Consider the following 15,909-nt stretch of genomic DNA (forward strand, 5'->3'; position numbering starts at 1 on the left):
CCGCCTCCGGACAGCCCTCAGTCCTCTGCGCGCTGGACGAGACTCGTTTCGATAGACTTGGCAGTGTTGACGAGCAGACTCGTGACCTCCTCTTCCAAGCGGCGGCCGTAGAGGGTCGCTTGGGGACCGCTGAGTTCGATAGCCGCGACCGCGTAGTTGTCGGCGTTGCGGATCGGAACGGCGATGCTATTGAGCTCACGGTAGGGTTCCCGGTGGTCACCCTCGTGGCGGTGCCCCTCGAACGCACCGGCGCTGAGGGTGTCCTGCTGGCGTGTGTCTCGCTCGATGACCAGCCGCTGGTTGCGGAGGGCACGGAGTTCCGAAAACAACTGGTCAACTTCGTCAACGAACTCGGTCTCGGCGAGTAACCCTTTGACCTCCGATTCAGGTCGATAGGAGAGGATCGCCTTGCCGGCGGCCGACGCCGAGACGGGCAACCGCTCGCCCTTCGCGATGGGACCAGCCGTGTCCCCGTCTGTCTGCGTCTGTTCGAGGTAGACTGCGTCGCCCTCCTCCTCAACCACGAGAGAGACGGTCTCGCCGGTCAATTGCGAGAGGCGATCGACTTCAGGTCGCGCGATCTCGTAGACCGACCGTTGTTTGAGGATGCCATTGCCGATCTCCAGCCAGCGGAGTGAGAGCGAATACGTCGTGCCTTCCTTCGTGATGAATCCGAGCGCCCGGAGTGTATCGAGGTGCTTGTATACCGAGCTCTTCGCAATCCCTGTCTTCTTCGTGATATCAGAGACGCCCATTTTCTCCGACTGCTCAAGCGCTTGAATGATGCGGAATGCAGTCACGTCGGATTTCACATGGTGGCCAGGGCGGTCCATTGCTTGTATCTAATTGAGCGTCCACGAATAAAACATTTCTTGTGAGGATACGTACGCTCGGTCAGCCGGTCGCAGTAGCCCGTGCCGAGTGGCTGTGCTGACCGAAATCAGGCATCGAAGCCCGGAAAGGGCGTGGATCTGAACGAGAGAAAGCCTTATTCCGGCGTTGTACAAAATGGCAATGATGATCACAACTGACAGGTCGTCTGCGGTCGGAGACTCGGGCCTACGGGCGACTATGACGCAAGAGGATAAATTCCAACAGACGTGGAGCACGCAGAGATGACTCATCGTGAATCTCTTCCCATTGATTCGCCCCGGACCACGATTGACCTAGATGGCGATTGGGAGTTCGTCACGGACCCCGATGCAATGGGTGAGGACGCCGAGTGGTCCGAACCCAACGCCGCCTGGCCCGACCGAAGCCGCTCGATCACTGTGCCTCACAGCTGGCAGGAACACGACGACCTGACCGAGTACACGGGTAATGCATGGTACCGCCGGACCGTCGACATCCCGGCTGTCGACGATCGTGACGTGTTCCTGCGGTTCGGCGCTGTCGACTACGAGGCGACAGTTTGGGTCAATGGGACGAGGGTGGGAACGAACCGTGGGGGCTACCTCCCTTTCGAATTCGAGATTTCGGACGCACTCTCGCCGGGCCAGAACCACGTTGCCGTTGCCGTCTCGGACCCGGAAGATCTCTCGGAGATCCCGCACGGCAAGCAGGGCGATCCGTGGTACACCCGAGTCAGCGGGATCTGGCAATCTGTCTCGCTGGATCTACGTCCGCGGACCCGCGTGACTGTCGCGAAGATCACACCCGACCTCATGACAGACACCGCGCACGTCGAACTCGAAGTTGCGCTCGGTGATGTCGATCCCGCCGGATTAGAATACGTCGTGGAGGCGCGGCATGACGGTGATGTCGTCACCTCGACATACGGCCCGGTCACAGCCGATGCCTCCGATGTCGCTGATGTCGACCTCGACACCGCGCTCTCGTTCGACGACCCGACGTACTGGTCGCCCGACAATCCAGTGCTGTACGACCTCGAAGTACGACTCGTGTGTAATGACGAAGTGCTCGACCGCTACGCTGACACCTTCGGACTCAGGTCGTTTAGCGTCGAGGACGGCGAATTCCGCCTGAACGGTGAGACAATTACGATGCGCGGTGTGCTCGAACAGGGCTATTACCCGCAGACCAACTATCGTCCACCGCACGAGGACACGTTCGAACAGGAGATCCGGATCGCGAAGGAACTCGGATTCAACCTCATCAGGAAGCACATCAAACCTGCCCATCCCGCGTTCCTCGCTGAAGCGGACCGACAGGGGATGCTCGTCTGGGAAGAGCCGGCGAATTCAACTCGATTCACTGAGCGGTCCCGCACGGAACTGGTCGACCAACTCCACGGCCTCATCGCCCGGGACTATAACCGGCCAAGTGTCGTCGTGTGGTCGCTTTACAACGAGGAGTGGGGAATCGGTCACGAGGACGGCGAGGAGACGCTGTGGACCGACGAGGAGAAGCAGACGTTCCTCGCGGACCTCTACCGTTCGATCCGCGAGCGTGACGTCACGCGCGTCGTCTGCGACAACTCTGGTTGGGCTCACGTTGCGACGGACATCAACGACTTTCATCGCTACTTCGTCAGCCCGGACCGCGCAGACCAGTGGGTGGGAGACCTCGACCACATCTGTGCCCACCCGCAGGACAACTACGCCACGACGGAGTTCGACGACGGCGACGCCCCCGTGGTGATCTCTGAGCTGGGGACATGGGGGCTCGGCGATGTCTCCGCTCTCCGAGATCATTATGGCGGCGACCCGAATTGGTTCGGCCACGAGTTCCTCACGAACCCCATTAAGCGAGCCGAGGGATTCGATGACCGGTTCACCGAATCGGACCTCGCGGAAGTGTTCGGCGATATGGATTCGCTCGAGAACGCCTGGCAGTGGCGCCAGTTCGTCTCGATTAAACACCTCATTGAGGAGATCCGTACCCGGCCAACCATCGATGGCTACGTCCTCACGGAGCTGTCTGACATCGAATGGGAATTCAACGGCATCCTTGACTATCTCCGGAACGAGAAGGTTTTCCACGACGACTTTGCGGCGGTAAACGGCGCGGTGTCGGTCGTCGCTGAGCCCGCCTCGCACGTCGGATGGAGCGGCGACTCACTCCCAGTCACCCTCACCGTGGTCAACGACTCACAAGAGACGCTCTTCGGGACACTCACATGGTCAGTCGGCGAGCAGTCGGGCTCTAAGGCGGTTTCAATCCCGGCTCACGAGGTAACCGAGACAACGATACTCGACCTTGCGTACCCGCCTGCGAACCGGGGCGTCGAGGCGACGACACTCTCGGTTGCGCTTGAGGGGGCCGACCGCGACGTCCGCACATGCGAGCCGATATTCGCGGCCGAACGTGACGCTGTCGTCGCTCCCGACGCGAGAGTGTACGCCACGGGCGGATTGGGGTCACGGCTCGCAGGCGGCGGCGTTGACGTCACGCACGACCTTTCGGGCGACGTCGATGTCGCGTTCACCGACACCGTTACCGCGGAGGCTGACCAGTTCGCAAAACAAGGCGGCGCCCTCGTCCATGTCCCGACAACCGACGGCGAGATGAACACCAACGCGCCCTTTTCCTACCACGATATCCCACGCCGGGAAAGCTGGCTGGAGACGACGTCGTTGTTCTACCAAGACTCTGACCTGCTGGCCGGGATCTGCGAACCAACTCGGCTCGGCTGGGAATTCGAGGATCTGTACCCCTACGCCGTCGCCACGGACCTCGACCGCTCCGTGGACCGCGTTCACGTCGGCTACGTCGAGGGGTGGCTCACCAACTGGAGCAGCCCACTCGTCGTCCGGGGCTACGGCAACGGGTCGATGGCGGCGCTTACCTTCCGCGTCGGGGATGCGTACGGCGATCACCCGGTTGCGACTCTACTCTGTAATCGGCTTGTCGACCGGCTGAGTGGCTGACTGACATAAGCGACGAAGGTGGATCACAGCGTTGTCAGGTCAAGCTATTTCCGTTCCCCTCTAGGGTGTGCGGTGCCCATGATGCTCAGCCAACCTCAGAATATCGACTGGCTCAACACATTTCAGAACGTAAGGGGGGTACCCCTCATCAGGCGGCGTTCTTCCAAGGCAACGGGTCGATCGAACCGGAAAGTCGGTTAACGATCCAGTCGGGCAGTTCGTGCTTGACGTCGGCGTAGGCCGGATCGTTCCACAGGTTGTATGTCTTGGTGGGGTCCTCGGCGAGGTCGTAGAGTACGCCAACATCGGTCCCCGAACGTGGACGAGTTTGTACGGGTCGGCCCTCAGCATTGTCGCTTACGCGACGGCCTCATTTTCACCCTCTGTAGTGAGGGACGGTGACGCCCGCCGTTTGCTGAGATGCAGTTCACTGAGGACTGACTCGCGATGGCGATTGAGCGGTTCGTCGTCATGGAGGCGCGACTAGAGCGATTTTGCTTGCATACCCGGTATGGATCCTCGCCAGCGACTTCGAGTCGCGTGGGTACGAACTCAGCCACCTCAATCAGTGCGTCGGTTTCGACGTCAGTTGGAAGTTCCGCAGGCCAGGAGACCACGAGCGGGGCACGGACCGCCGGATCGTAGGAGTAGAGCCCTTTGATAAATACCGTGGTCACCGAGCATTTCGCCGTGGTCGGACATGAATATCACCAGCGTGTCCTCGCGCTGACCCGTCCGCTCGAGCGCTTCTAACAGCCGCCCTACCTGATCGTCGATCAGGTCCACCATCGCTCAGTACGCGGCTCGAACGAGTCGGTGGTCCTCGTCGTTCATCTCCGGAAACGGGAATAGGCCGGGCGTGTTGTATGCGTGGCAGTGGTCCTGGCGCTGGAAGACTGGCTTGTCGTCCAGTTCACCTAGCTCGTAGTTCGGCAGCGGGATTTTGTCCAGACGGTCGGGGTAGCCTTCGAGGTACTCCCGAGTCGGAAACGGATAGTGCGGGTCGAACATGTTGACTGAGAGCAGCTAGGCCGTGGAAGCTCTCGTTTGCCTCGACAAACTCGATCCCCTTCTCGGCGCACTAGGTCGTCTGGTGGTGCCGCGCCACTACCAATGTGGTCACATGTTCTGACTCGCGGATGGGCGTGTGTTCGAACTCAACATCTCGGCCGGCGACCCACTGGTGGTACTCGTTTGTTGGCCAGCGACATTCAATGCCGTGCAACCAGTGGGACTGGGCGTAGCCATCGTCGATCCACCATTCCATCATCGGATTCCCCTCCTCTTTTTCCTGATTGTAGTTCGAGATGTGGAGATTGCCGGACAAACCGCATGTGTACCTACTGTCTGCCAAGTGCGCAGTGATCAGCGTCTCCTCATTCGGGATCGATTGACCATTCTGTCAGGCTCGTTCGTCTGAGGGTATCGTCCCGTCAAGAGGCTGGCACGGTTCGGTGTACAGACCTGACTCTGGCAATAACAACGGTCGAACCGAACGCCATCGTTGCCAATCGATCGACGTTTGGTGTGTCGATGAGGTCGTTTCCGTAGCAATCGAGTGTGTCGAAGCGTTGTTGATCGGTACAGGCCCATAGGATGTTCGGACGTGTCATCTTACAAGAGGCTGGGCACGATACTACTTCTTAACCGTACTGAAGAGTAGAACTGACGGATGCCAAACTTAGCGTGAAGAATCAATTAAGTTAGATCGAGTCGGCGGCTCTGGGACGACAGCAAGGGGACCGGGTCGCTACCACTCGGCGACGCTGCCGTCGTCGTGGCGCCAGACCGGGTTGTGCCAGTCGACGTCCTGTTCGGCCGCTTCGCGAACGTAGTCCTCGTCGATCTCGATTCCCAGTCCCGGACCGTCGGGGACGGCGACGGCGCCGTCCTCGTAGTCGAACACGCCGGGGTCTTCGAGATAGGCCAGTTCGTCCGTGCCCTCGTTGTAATGGATACCGAGGCTCTGCTCCTGGATGAGCGCGTTCGGCGCGTTCGCGTCCACCTGGAAACAGGAGGCGAGGGCGATGGGACCGAGCGGACAGTGCGGCGCCAGCGCCACGTCGTAGGCCTCGGCCATCGCGGCGATCTTCGAGACCTCGGTGATCCCCCCGGCGTGGGACAGATCGGGCTGGATCACGTCGACCGTGCCCTGCTCGAAGACCTCCTTGAAGTCCCAGCGGGAGTACATCCGCTCGCCGGTCGCGATGGGCGTTGTGGTGTGGTTCGCGACGTGCGGGAGCGCGTCGTTGTTCTCCGGCAGGACCGGCTCCTCGACGAACATCGGCTCGTAGGGCTCGACGGCCTCGGCGATCCGCTTTGCCATCGACTTGGCGACGCGGCCGTGGAAGTCCAGCCCGATGTCCACCTCGTCGCCGACGCGCTCGCGGACCGTCCGGACGCGGTCGACGGCCGCCTCCACGGCCGCGGGGTTGTCGACCCGTCGGAGTTCCGGCGTCGCGTTCATCTTCAGCGCCGTGAGCCCCTCCTCGACGCGCTCTTCCGCGGCGTCGCCCACGTCGGCGGGTCGGTCGCCGCCGATCCACTGGTAGACGCGGACGCGGTCGCGGGCCTTCCCGCCGAGCAGTTCGTAGACGGGCGCGCCGAAGTGCTTGCCCTTGATGTCCCACAGCGCCTGGTCGATGCCGGCGATGGCGCTCATCAGGACGGGGCCCCCACGGTAGAAGCCGCCGCGATACATCGCCTGCCAGTGGTCCTCGATGTCCGCCGGGTCCTCGCCGAGGAGGTAGTTGTCCATCAGCTCCTCGACGGCCGTCTCGACGGTCTTCGAGCGGCCCTCGACGACGGGTTCGCCCCAGCCGACGGCGCCGTCGCTCGTCTCGACCTTCAGAAAGAGCCAGCGCGGCGGTACCTCGAACAGTTCGTAGTCGGTGATCGTCGTCACTTGAGTAACCCCGTCACCGACGTGGTTCCGCCGAGAGTATAACTGTTCTGCCCGCCGATCCCGTAGCGGTATAGGGCCGAGGGAGTCGATGAAGACCAGCCGCCGGTCGCTCGAACATAGAGTTGTACCGGAAGTTTGAGAACGTCACGCTGGCGGTGCCCGCCAGGTGCTCATTACGGTCGGTCGTCGCTCTCCCAGTAGTCGTGTGGGTTCACTATGGGTGTCGACCTTCTGGAGGAAGTCGAGCGCGTCGACCGGGGTTGCCACGTCAGGTGGTCCTCAACCAAGTCGAGGCGGCGCTCGGCGTAGGCCGGTCGTCGTACCTGTCCTCGGTCTCGACGGGGTCAGCCACTAGGTCGAACAGTCGCCCCCGTCCCGGTCGCCGAACGGGAGCTTCTAGTCGGTCTTCTGGAAGCTGCGGATCGTGCCGTTCACAGCGGGGTACTAGGGCTCCTCGTCCGGGTCGTCTCGCCTGGACTGTCGGCCGCCATACCCGACTTCCGTGTAGACACTACCGAACTCCCGTCGGGTGCTTGCCGCCGATCACGACCGGCCACAGGCTCTTCCACTGGACACCCTCGAGGATGGAGGTGCCGACCATCTTGCACAGCGTAGGCATGACGTCAGTGAGGGAGAGGTGTACCGGATGGGCGTCCTCACTCGTCTCGACACTAGGGCCGTGGAAGAACATCAAGATGCGGATCAGCGACTCCGGCACGCCAGCGGTTTTGCGCATCATCTCGTACTGCCCTACGTAGTCGCGGTGGTCCTCGTCGTCCATATCTGCATGTACTAAGAGATCACCGCCGTAGGCACCGTCGTGATCGATGCGCTGGAAGACGGGTTTGTCGTCCAGTTCGCCGTCTTCGTAGTTCGGGAGCGGGATTTTGTCCAGACGGTCAAGATAGCACTCGAGGTACTCCCGAGGCGGGTCAAACGGGTGATGGGGGTCAAACATGTTGACCGAAAACAGCCACGGCTCATCCTTGTCGGCACATTTCTCCATGAAGTCGATCGCTCGTTCCGCACACCACGTGGTCTGGTGATGTTCGGCAGGCGCGTACGTCTGGACATGGTCGGACCCGTCGACAGGCGTGTGCTCGTACGAGGCACCCTGCTCCCGGAGCCACAGTTGGTACTCGTTAGCGGGCGAGGGGTGTTGGGAGCCATGGGACCAGTTGAAATTTGCATAGCCATCCTCGATCCACCGTTCCATCATTTTCGGCCTGTCTTCTTTCCTTGGATCGCGTGCCGAGATGTGAAGTTTACCGGAGAGGCCACATGTGTACCCTTCGTCGGCCATCTGCTTCGTGATCAGTGAGTTCAATCGCGCGTTGCGCGCCTGTCTTTGTCGAATACCGTCGAATTACTCGACGCGCTGGGTGTCTAACGCAGTCGAAAGGCGATCCATGATTGGGTACAGAAAGCCGATCTACAGCCCGAATCGGACCAGTCTCCAAATCAGGTCACGCTCGACGAGACAGTGATTCGGATCAACAACCAGCAATTCTGATCGTACGCCGCCCAGACCCGCAAACGAACAACTTGCTTCACGTTCGGCTCTTTTCGACGACCATGACATCTCTCACCGAGATTTTCCTCCGTGAATTGCAGCAAAAAAATGATGTCGAAACGACACTCTTTCTCGTTGACGGCGTTCACACCTCCAAACTGCACTGCAACGAGTTGGGCTTCGATTTCAGATGCGTCGCCACGGAAATCGGAACGCTGTCGAACCGATCTTTCGAGAGCTGAAGCGACGAACGTCGTCGTTCTCGAATTGCTTTAGTCACGTCGACCCAGAAACCGCCGAACCATGGCTTCAAACCTTCGGTCAACGACACAATACTACTAACTAAACACCGCCGCCTTGACGGTTGGCCCGGGCCACGGCGGCGTCTCTCCCGATAACGTCGGCGACTACTTCGACGCCGATGTCGTCGTGGTCGGCGCTGGATCCGCCATCGTCGACTATCACGCCATCGAACGAAGGGACTGAGACGGTGTTCGCGACTACGTTGCGGAGTTCGTCGCGACCGTTCAGGAAGCACGGCCGTAGGCATCGATCTCGTAGGTGTCCGACAGCAGTTGTCGGTCGGAAGGTGGATCGATTCATATTGCTTCATACATCTTTTACTCGAACACTGCCGGATTATGGCTCCAGGCCTACGATTGCTGGTACATTACTGCTAATTAAACATCATTGACATACGGCACAACGATTATTATGCTCGGCGGTCCGTATCTCAAAGACGCTATGGAGATGAGTCAATCAGGCCCGACGCCGTCGCCAGTGGATAGAGGAGACACGATCTTCGAAGTGGAAGACGTCAGCGTGACGTTTGACATGGATCGTGGGGCTTCCAAAGTTTTGAACGAAGTCGACATGGACATCTACAGGGGTGAAATCCTCGGGATCGTCGGTGAAAGCGGTAGCGGGAAGTCAATGTTTGCCTCTGCCCTACTCGACGCCGTTGTCGAACCAGGAGTTCTGTCCGGCGACATCACGTATTTCTCGGAATCAGGGGAATCGGTCAGTGTGACGGAGCTGAGCGAGCAGAAGCTCAAGAAATATCGATGGGAAGAAGTTTCGATGGTGTTCCAGGGAGCGATGAGCTCGTTCAACCCGACGAAGACAATTCAGGGCCATTTCGTCGAGACCATACGCGCCCACGATGTCGATAAGGAAACAGGAATGCGCCGAGCGCGGGAACTCCTTTCTGATCTCTATCTCGAGCCTGATCGCGTGCTTGACGCTTACCCGCACGAACTCTCTGGCGGGATGAAGCAGCGTGCACTTATCGCTCTCTCGCTCGTTCTTGATCCGCAGGTACTCGTGATGGACGAACCGACCGCGGCGCTCGATCTTCTTATGCAACGATCGATTTTGCAACTGCTCGAAACAATCAAAGATAAATACGAATTGACGATTGTCTTCATCACCCACGACCTCCCCCTTGTCGCCGAACTTTCAGACCGGCTCGCCGTCCTGTACGCATTTGAGTTCGCTGAAGTGGGGCCAACTGAGGAAATCGTTACGGGCAGCGGCCATCCGTATACACGTGCGTTGCTCAATGCAACTCCGAACGTTGATGCCCCAGCTGATGAGATGGAGCCGATTCCAGGATCAAGTCCAGATCCGGTGAATGTCCCGGAGGGGTGCTCGTATCATCCACGATGTCCGATGTCTCAGAAGAACTGTACCGTAGACGATCCCACCTACTACTCCGTGAGCGACTCCCATGCGGCCAGGTGTCATTACTGGGACCAAGCAGAGGAAGAAATCCCTCTCCTGACCGCAGAACAGGAGGCAGTCGAATCGACATACGAGGTTCCGGCCGGGCGACAAAGCGGCGACGTGGTCGTTTCCCTCGACGACTTAGAAGTCTACTTCGAGGAGGAGACCGGGCTGTTCGATATCTTCTCAGACCCTGAAACTGTCCGAGCGGTCGACGGCATCGATTTGGACATCCACGAGAGCGAGGTAATCGCGCTGGTCGGCGAGAGTGGCTGCGGGAAAACAACGCTCGGCAAGACCGCGATCGGTGCCCAGAAACCGACAGGAGGCAGCATCAAGTACCGTGGTCAGGACATCTGGGAGGCAAAGGGGAGTTCAGCCGATGCGGATATCTCATGGGATGAGATCCGGCGCTCGCTACAAATCATCCATCAGGATCCGGGTAGTTCGCTCAATCCGAACCGAACGGTCATCCGGTCGCTCGATCTCCCACTGAAACATCGAGATAATGATCTCGGGCCGGCAGATAGAGAAGCACGGATTCTCGGACTGCTAGACCGCGTCGGGATGGCGCCACCAGAGGACTATGCGGAGCGATATCCCCACCAGCTCTCTGGCGGCGAAAAGCAACGGGTTGCACTCATTCGCGCACTGCTGATGGAACCCGACGTGATCCTTGCTGACGAGGCGATCAGCGCGCTAGATGTCTCACTGCGTGTCGAGATGATGGACCTGATGATGGAACTCCAAGACCAGTTCCAGACGGCGTTCCTGTTCATTTCTCACGACCTCTCGAATGCGAAGTACATCACTGAGAAATCGGGCGGTCGCATTGGCGTGATGTATCTCGGACAGATTGTCGAAATCGGGCCTGCAGAGCAGATTATCCGTAATCCACGTCATCCGTACACAAGGGCGCTTCGATGGGCGACACCGAAGCTACGAAACATGCAGGAAATGTCCGACAGTCCGATCCGGACGATCGATATTCCGGACCCGGTAAATCCACCGAGCGGCTGCCGGTTCCATACCCGTTGTCCCGAGGCGAGAGAAGTCTGTACGGAGCAAGCGCCGCCTCTGTACCAAGCCGAGGGAAGTGAGGATCAACAGGCCGCATGCTTCCGCGAAGATCCTGACCACGAATACTGGAACAGCTCTGAGCTGCCAGCGGTAAAGGAGGATAGTACAACGGCTGAATCAAATACTGCAGACGATTGATGGCGTACCGCCAAGTCTGTTTGTAGGTTTGCCTGGATTCTGTCCGCGGTCATTCCTTCACCTAGTGCCAAACATCCTTCAAAAAATATAAGTACCTCTATACGGACATTCAATCCATGTCACGCAGAACCAAGACCGAATTTGATACCCATAGGAATGCTGTTTCGCGGCGGCGACTCCTCCAAATGGGGGCTATAGGTACTGTGATGGGGCTTGCAGGTTGTGGAAGCGATGGTAATGGTAACGGCACCGATGGTGACGGCGACGGTGGCGATGGTGGCAGCAACGGTGGCGATGGTGGCAGCAACGGTGGCGATGGTGGCAGCAACGGTGGCGATGGTGGCGATGGTGGCAGCGGTGGAAGCCCGATCGATTCTACAGCCACATTGTTCACGAACGCACCGCCGAATAACTCGCACTTCAATCCGTATAACCCGGCGCAGCATGCGGGATTCGAGCAGTACTACTCCATCCAGCTGTTCGCTTTCAATGGGAATACCAACGAATACCATTCCCGGCTGGGGAGTGAGTTCACGTTGGAGGATACGACAGCGACGATCGAACTTGACGACAGTTACAGTTGGCAAGATGGGTCGGCCGTCACAGCTAACGATGTTGCAAATCAGTTCCAGATCGCTCGGATGCTCGATTATCCGATCTGGAATAGAATCGAGTCGATGGAGGTGCCCGACGACACTACCATTGTATTCGAGGTCGATCGCCCGTATAGCAAGAATATCATTCGGAGCAACCTCAACCGGTTCATCGTTGTCAAAGAGGGTAGCGAGTGGGATCAATGGATTGATCTTGCAAGTCAGGACCTCAGTGACGAAGAGAAGTCCAGCGCCCAAGAAGACCTGCAGTCCTGGAACTATGCCGTCGAAAAGGGCAAGACACCGGCGGCCAACGGGCCGCTAGTCCTATCAGAACGCCGTTCTGATGGGTGGCTCTTCGAACAGAACGAGCACTGGCCCTACGAGTTCAATATTCCCGAGTACGAGTTCCGGCAGGTCACCAGCGACAATGGAATCTGGCAGATGTCGATTGCTGACGAGATGGACATGGCAAGCCACCACTCGGTGACTGCGGACACGAAGTCCCAGTACCCGGAGCACATGGAGCACTTCACGCTCCCGGCTAACGAGTGCATCGCGCCTGTCTTGAATCATGAACACCCGGTCTGGGGCCAGCGGGAGGCGCGGAAAGCGCTCGCGTATCTCATCGACAGAGAGCGTCTCATCCGGAACATGAACCCGCGCCACAGCCAGTTGGAGCAGGTCTCTGGGTACACAGACGTGCTTGCAGAGGATATCCTCAGCGAGAACTTCCGGGGTCAACTCGAGGAGTACGGCGTTAACTCCCAGCCAGAGAAGGCTGCCGAGATGATGCGCGCGGCTGGGATGGAGCGCGTCAACGGAACGTGGCAGACGTCAGAGGGCGAGACCGTCACGTTCGAATGGATGGGCGCTCGTTGGCCAGACGCGACGGGGATCGCCACGACGCTGGGCACGCATTTCGAGAAATTCGGAGTCGACTTCACGGACACAACCGTCTCGACTAGTTCCTGGTCCCAGCGCAAGTCGCAGGGTGATTACACGATGACCTGGCACGTCACCGCCGGGCCGGGCCACCCGTGGTTCTACACCACGAACGTCCTTAATCCGCAGATCCTCACCCAGGTCAGCGTGCCACAAGAGACAGCGGAACTGCCGCCGGTCGGCGAACCCGACGGGGAGTTAGAAGAATTCAACCTGCGGCAGATGCAAGGCGACATGGCAGTTGCCGAGGGCGATGACCTCCAGAACTACGCTGAACAGTTCGCTTGGTTTATTAATCAGGCGCTGCCGGTGATGCCGATCACGAACGCCGGTCTGTCGTCGCTCGTGACATATGACGACTGGGAGTTCCCGGAGACCGACGCGGACATCATGGGGATCCAGTTCCCGCCGTCGCAACTGCTCAAGGAAACCCGAGAAGGATCGAACCGCACGGTCCTACAGGCGAAGACTGAATGAAATCACTCCAGAGATCCAGTAGATCGAACGTCTACTGTGGATCCGGAGTCTCCGAACCGGCGCAGTTGAGTCGTGGCGGTCGCTTCCGTCAGATGCGGCGAGTGACTTACAGAAAGAAATAAGAGGCTAATTGAACCATATCAACGCATGCGCACTGATATCACTGATCACTTTCGAGGCACAGCTATATGGTGGCTGCACAGTGCCACTCTCCGTAGAGCAAGGCCCAGAAGGGTGGTCCAATGAACTTCAAGTGGGCCGGAAAGCGCGTCCTCCAAGGGATGTTCACGGCGTATCTCGTGATTACATTCACGTTTGTGCTCATCAGACGGATGCCTGGCGGGCCTGTCGAATACCTTCGAGCCCAACTGATCACGTCGCAGGGCAGCCTCACACAGCAAGAGCGCGAGCGGCTCCAACAGCTCGCGGAGACCTACGTGAACATCAACCCTGATAAGCCGCTTTGGCAGCAGTACATCGAGTACATGGGGTCAATCGTCCAGGGCGATCTAGGGCACTCGATCTGGTATAACCAGCCTGTTGCTGACCTCATCGCAGAGGCCATGCCCTGGACCCTCCTCGTCACGGCGAGTTCCATTCTGCTTTCGTTTGCGATCGGCATTTCGATCGGCGCGTGGATGGCATACAACGAGGGGAACACGATTGACGTCGGTCTCAGTTCCTTCGCGACATTCTTGACGTCGATCCCGTACTACGTCATCGGCGTGCTCGCCGTCTACATCCTCGCCTACCAGCTCGGGTGGTTCCCTACGAGCGGATACAACAGTGGCGAGATAGAGGCTAGCATCTCCGTCGCGTACATCTCGGACGTCCTCTACCACGCAGCACTGCCAATCATCTCGTTCACGATCCCGGCCGCGTTCGGCCAATCGCTGACGATGCGGGGGAACAGCGTCCGGATAATGGGCGAGGACTACCTTCGGGTCGCGTCGCTCCGTGGCCTCTCTAACACTCGGATCGCACTCCACTACGTAGGGCGAAACGCAATCCTGCCAATGTACACGAACTTCCTCCTTGCCATCGGGACTGTCTTCGGAGGTGCAGTCATCTTGGAGGAAATATTCACCTATCGTGGTGCGGGGCTGTTGCTGCTGAAAGCGATCAACAACCGTGATTATCCCCTCATGATGGGTATGTTCCTGATCATCACAATTGGAGTGATCTGTGGAATGATCATCGCGGATCTGACGTATGGGAAGCTTGATCCGCGGATCGAGAGTGGGGAGGGTGGCCGATGACAGCTTCCGAGCCAACTAATCAGGCGTCGTCATCGTTCGAGACCGTTTCTGATATAGAACGGTCGCGGAAGGACCGATACAGCGACTGGTTATCAGCAAATGTCGCGACGCCGATGAAGATCCTTCTCTCTGACCGCAGAGGCCGCGCCGGTCTTTCGATCCTCGCGCTGTACCTGCTGATGGGGACAATCGGTGTTTCCCTGGTCCCGGAACCAGAGAACACGGGACCAGTCCTCTATCCGGCGTTCCAGAGCCTTGAGTATCCGCTCGGGACCAACCGGTATGGAGCTGACATCCTTGCACAGATCGTCCATGCGACGCCCGGTATGCTACAGATGATGCTCGGCGGGGCCGTGTTCTCGATGACAGTCGCTATTGCGGTCGGGACACTGTCAGGCTACGCAGGCGGCCGGATCGACTCGATCTTGATGACGGTCACGGACTCGGTGATCGCGATTCCGGCACTTCCGCTGATCATCGTCCTGTCTATCGTGTTCACGCCGCGTGACCCGTTTGTCGTCGGCGTCGTTATCAGCATCCCGGCTTGGGCCGGACTAGCGCGGTCTCTTCGTTCAGAGGTGTTGAGTCTCCGCGAGGAATCGTTTATCGAAGCCTCCCGGATCGTCGGTCTGAGTACCAGTACGATACTGCTCCGGGAGATTATCCCGAACCTGATGCCTTATATCGTGATTAATACGGTGAACGCCGCACGGGGCGTGATCTTCGGTTCGATCGGACTGTACTTCTTGGGGATCCTCCCCCAGACGTTCCCGAACTGGGGGTTAATGATGCAGCGGGCTTACAACGCCGGGTCGCTCTACACCTGGGAGACGGCCCACTGGCTGATCCTCCCGATGGCAGCCGTAGTGGTCCTCTCCTACGGACTCATCATGCTCGGACAAGCCGCCGACAAGATCTTCAACCCGCGCCTGAAGGCCCGTCACATCCACCCAACGCAGGAGGAGAACTGACCACTGTCCGACGCGCTTCATTTTTGTTTGCCGTTTCAGACCTCTGTTCCTCTCGATGTATGTCTGACTGTAGTGTTGACCGTTGCACCGACAGCATCGTCGCTTGTATCCACAGACCGGCGATCGGTTAGTGCATAGCCGGTTTAATCGAGTGGGACTTCGTCCCGCGCGGCGCATTGGCGGGAGATGAGGCCAAATACCACTAGGGTGATTAGGACAATCGTCAGTGTCATGAGCGCCGCGATGAAGGCGCCGCTATCCGGTTCAACGTGGAGAAGCGAAAATCCGACGAGGAAGAGTACCACCGTATCGATAACTATCAGTAACCGGAACCATGGCAACATCCCGCATACGGTATCCCAGAATGTATCGTTCATACTCGATGTACCGAGATGTCACGGGTCAAGGTTTCGATCTTCATCGTCATCGACTGGGAACAACCCGGTCCCAGCGGTAGTGTTTAATTAAGCGTG

Annotated in this window: 12 protein-coding genes and 1 pseudogene; 6 read left to right on the plus strand and 7 right to left on the minus strand. The window is 58.7% G+C overall.

From position 1 onward, the window contains the following. Window positions 1-17 precede the first annotated feature (17 nt). Window positions 18-833: an IclR family transcriptional regulator gene (locus tag HZS55_RS14525; protein WP_179908319.1), complete on the minus strand. Its 816-nt coding sequence runs from the start codon at window positions 831-833 to the stop codon at window positions 18-20. A 267-nt stretch (window positions 834-1,100) separates the two neighbouring features. On the opposite strand from HZS55_RS14525, the gene HZS55_RS14530 reads away from it, so the two are divergent. After that, window positions 1,101-3,830, plus strand: coding sequence for a glycoside hydrolase family 2 protein (locus tag HZS55_RS14530; RefSeq protein ID WP_218927226.1), 2,730 nt, complete (start codon window positions 1,101-1,103; stop codon window positions 3,828-3,830). 585 nt (window positions 3,831-4,415) lie between these two features. Here the strand turns inward: HZS55_RS14530 and HZS55_RS14535 are convergent. The 4 genes from HZS55_RS14535 to HZS55_RS14555 form a co-directional block, all read right to left on the minus strand. Continuing rightward, the gene (locus tag HZS55_RS14535) at window positions 4,416-4,619 is read right to left on the minus strand and encodes a sulfatase-like hydrolase/transferase (RefSeq protein WP_179908320.1); all 204 of its coding nucleotides are present in this window, start codon (window positions 4,617-4,619) and stop codon (window positions 4,416-4,418) included. A 3-nt stretch (window positions 4,620-4,622) separates the two neighbouring features. Next, complete coding sequence (locus HZS55_RS14540) at window positions 4,623-4,841, minus strand: hypothetical protein (protein ID WP_179908321.1); 219 nt, start codon at window positions 4,839-4,841, stop codon at window positions 4,623-4,625. Window positions 4,842-5,580: 739 nt separating this feature from the next. Then, a complete protein-coding gene (dgoD, locus tag HZS55_RS14550; protein ID WP_179908323.1) occupies window positions 5,581-6,735 on the minus strand; it encodes a galactonate dehydratase in 1,155 nt (384 codons plus the stop codon). A 511-nt stretch (window positions 6,736-7,246) separates the two neighbouring features. After that, window positions 7,247-8,038 (minus strand): alkaline phosphatase family protein, encoded by a 792-nt coding sequence (locus HZS55_RS14555; protein WP_179908324.1) that lies wholly within the window; start codon window positions 8,036-8,038, stop codon window positions 7,247-7,249. An 18-nt stretch (window positions 8,039-8,056) separates the two neighbouring features. On the opposite strand from HZS55_RS14555, the pseudogene HZS55_RS14560 reads away from it, so the two are divergent. Then, window positions 8,057-8,594 (plus strand): annotated as a pseudogene (locus HZS55_RS14560) (IS6 family transposase); the annotation flags it as partial. Here the strand turns inward: HZS55_RS14560 and HZS55_RS22835 are convergent. Beyond that, on the minus strand, window positions 8,591-8,713 hold the full coding sequence (locus HZS55_RS22835) for a hypothetical protein (RefSeq protein WP_281372720.1): 123 nt from the start codon (window positions 8,711-8,713) through the stop codon (window positions 8,591-8,593). The pseudogene HZS55_RS14560 and the gene HZS55_RS22835 sit on opposite strands and share 4 nt — an antisense overlap. Before the next feature lie 285 nt (window positions 8,714-8,998). Here HZS55_RS22835 and HZS55_RS14565 point away from each other — a divergent pair, with 285 nt between their 5' ends. The 4 genes from HZS55_RS14565 (at window position 8,999) to HZS55_RS14580 (ending at window position 15,436) form a co-directional block, all read left to right on the plus strand. Next, entirely contained in the window at window positions 8,999-11,191 is a 2,193-nt protein-coding gene (locus HZS55_RS14565; protein ID WP_218927329.1) for an ABC transporter ATP-binding protein, read from the plus strand. A 116-nt stretch (window positions 11,192-11,307) separates the two neighbouring features. Beyond that, window positions 11,308-13,206 carry an ABC transporter substrate-binding protein gene (locus HZS55_RS14570; RefSeq protein WP_179908326.1) on the plus strand — a complete coding sequence of 633 codons (1,899 nt, stop codon included), beginning with the start codon at window positions 11,308-11,310 and terminating at the stop codon, window positions 13,204-13,206. Between the two features lie 242 nt (window positions 13,207-13,448). Next, window positions 13,449-14,465 carry an ABC transporter permease gene (locus HZS55_RS14575; RefSeq protein ID WP_179908327.1) on the plus strand — a complete coding sequence of 339 codons (1,017 nt, stop codon included), beginning with the start codon at window positions 13,449-13,451 and terminating at the stop codon, window positions 14,463-14,465. Then, on the plus strand, window positions 14,462-15,436 hold the full coding sequence (locus tag HZS55_RS14580) for an ABC transporter permease (protein ID WP_179908328.1): 975 nt from the start codon (window positions 14,462-14,464) through the stop codon (window positions 15,434-15,436). The genes HZS55_RS14575 and HZS55_RS14580 overlap by 4 nt, the downstream gene beginning before the upstream one ends. Window positions 15,437-15,579: 143 nt before the next feature. On the opposite strand, the gene HZS55_RS14585 is transcribed toward HZS55_RS14580, so the two are convergent. After that, entirely contained in the window at window positions 15,580-15,813 is a 234-nt protein-coding gene (locus HZS55_RS14585) for a hypothetical protein (protein WP_179908329.1), read from the minus strand. Between the last annotated feature and the right edge of the window lie 96 nt (window positions 15,814-15,909).

Origin of the sequence: Halosimplex rubrum, assembly GCF_013415885.1 — an archaeon.
GTDB classification, from domain to species: domain Archaea; phylum Halobacteriota; class Halobacteria; order Halobacteriales; family Haloarculaceae; genus Halosimplex; species Halosimplex rubrum.